Source organism: Synechococcus sp. CCY9201, assembly GCF_034931105.1.
Taxonomy (GTDB): Bacteria; Cyanobacteriota; Cyanobacteriia; order PCC-6307; family Cyanobiaceae; genus CBW1002.
Map to the genome: position 1 here is coordinate 1 of NZ_JAYGIC010000047.1, position 1,652 is coordinate 1,652.

General features: G+C 72.0%; 2 protein-coding genes and 1 pseudogene. All 3 read left to right on the forward strand.

From position 1 onward, the window contains the following. The first annotated feature begins 26 nt into the window (after positions 1–26). Positions 27–1,043: an L-histidine N(alpha)-methyltransferase gene (gene egtD, locus VB716_RS04580; protein WP_197157626.1), complete on the forward strand. Its 1,017-nt coding sequence runs from the start codon at positions 27–29 to the stop codon at positions 1,041–1,043. Between the two features lie 16 nt (positions 1,044–1,059). Beyond that, positions 1,060–1,323, forward strand: a complete 264-nt coding sequence (locus VB716_RS04585; RefSeq protein WP_323246511.1) for a hercynine metabolism small protein — start codon at positions 1,060–1,062, stop codon at positions 1,321–1,323. 10 nt (positions 1,324–1,333) lie between these two features. Beyond that, a pseudogene (locus tag VB716_RS04590) lies at positions 1,334–1,652 on the forward strand (hypothetical protein); the annotation flags it as partial.

Consider the following 1,652-nt stretch of genomic DNA (forward strand, 5'->3'; position numbering starts at 1 on the left):
GGCGCCATGCGGGCCGGGGAGGCGGCATGAGGGCCCACCTCGAGCAGCGTCAGCCGGACTGCAGCCGCCGCTTCATCGACCTCCATCCGCAGCCGGCCGACATGGCCCGCCTGGTGCGCCAGGGCATGGCCCGCAAGCCGCGGCAGCTGCCCGCCTGGCTGCTCTACGACGCCGAGGGTTCGCGGCTGTTCGAGGCGATCGGCGCCCAGCCGGAATACAGCCTCACCCGCACCGAGACAGCCCTTCTGGAAGACATGGCGCCGCAGCTGGCGGCGGCCCTGGGCGCCGGCGTGCTGGTGGAATTCGGCGCCGGTAACGCCCGCAAGGTGGGTCCGTTGCTGAACGCCCTGCGGCCGGCCGCCTACGTGGCCCTCGACATCAGCGCCGACCACCTGGCCGACGCCTGCGACGCCCTGCAACGGCGCCATCCGCCCGTGCCGGTGCTGGGCATCTGCTGCGACTACAGCCAGCTGGAGCAGCTGCCCGCCCATCCCCTGCTGGAAGGTCAGCCGTTGCTGGGCTTCTACCCGGGCAGCTCCCTGGGCAACTTCGATCCGGAGGAGGCCCGCGCCCTGCTGCGCCAGTTCGCCCGGCTGCTGGGCCCGAGCGGTCGCCTGCTGATCGGCATCGATCAGCCCAAGGCACCGCAGCGGCTGGAGGCCGCCTACGACGACGCGGCGGGGGTCTCGGCCGCCTTCGCCTTCAACTTGCTGGCCCGGCTCAATCGGGATCTGCAGGGCAGCTTCGACCCCACCCAGTTCCGATACCAGGCCCGCTGGCAGCCGCAGCACAGCCGCATCGCCATGGCGCTGGTAAGCCGGCGGGAGCAGATGGTGCAGCTGGCCGGATCCAGCTGGCCGTTCGCTGCCGGGGAGCCGCTGATCACCGAATACAGCCACAAGTACACGCCTGAGGCGTTCGCGGCGCTGGCGGCCGACGCCGGCTGGCGGGGCACCCGCCGTTGGAGCGATCCGGCCAACGACCTGTCCCTGCACCTGCTGGTGCAGGCAGACTCGGAACCAGCGACAACGGTGGGGCGATGAGCCTCCAGGAGCAGCCATGAGCCGGGACGAACAACGGGCGGCGATGCGCCAGGTGCGCGAAGGGCTGATCGAAGAACTGGAGGGGCTCTACCACCAGGCCTTCGATCGGATCGGCCGCGTCGAGCTGGGGGAGGGGGCCGTGGCGCGGCTCACCCAGCTGCTGCTCCGCTCCCGGGAAGCGGCGATCACGCCGCTGCAGGAGGAAATCGAGGCGCCCTTGATCACCCGCGCCCCCGGGGAGTCACCCCCGGCAGCCGCTGCCGAACCCACCGAGGCCTGAGACCAGACGCATGGCTAGCAGCTGGTTCGAAGAGCTGGAGGCACGGCTGGAGCAGCAGCTGGAGGCTTTCCTGCAGGCCAACCCCGAGCAGGACGCCCTGCTGGCCGAGCAGGAGGCCCGCGACCGCCAGCTTGAGCTGCAGAAGCGGCGGCGCAGCCTGCAGGCTCAGGCTGAGCAGCGGCGCCAGGAGCTGCTGCGGCTGGCCGGTGAGATTCGCCAGTGGCAGGAGCGGATCACGCGGGCCCGCGCTGCCGGCGCCACCGAGCTGGCCGAACAGGCCGCCGCCCGCTGCGAGGCCTTGATGGAGCAGGGGCGCCGCGCCTGGCAGG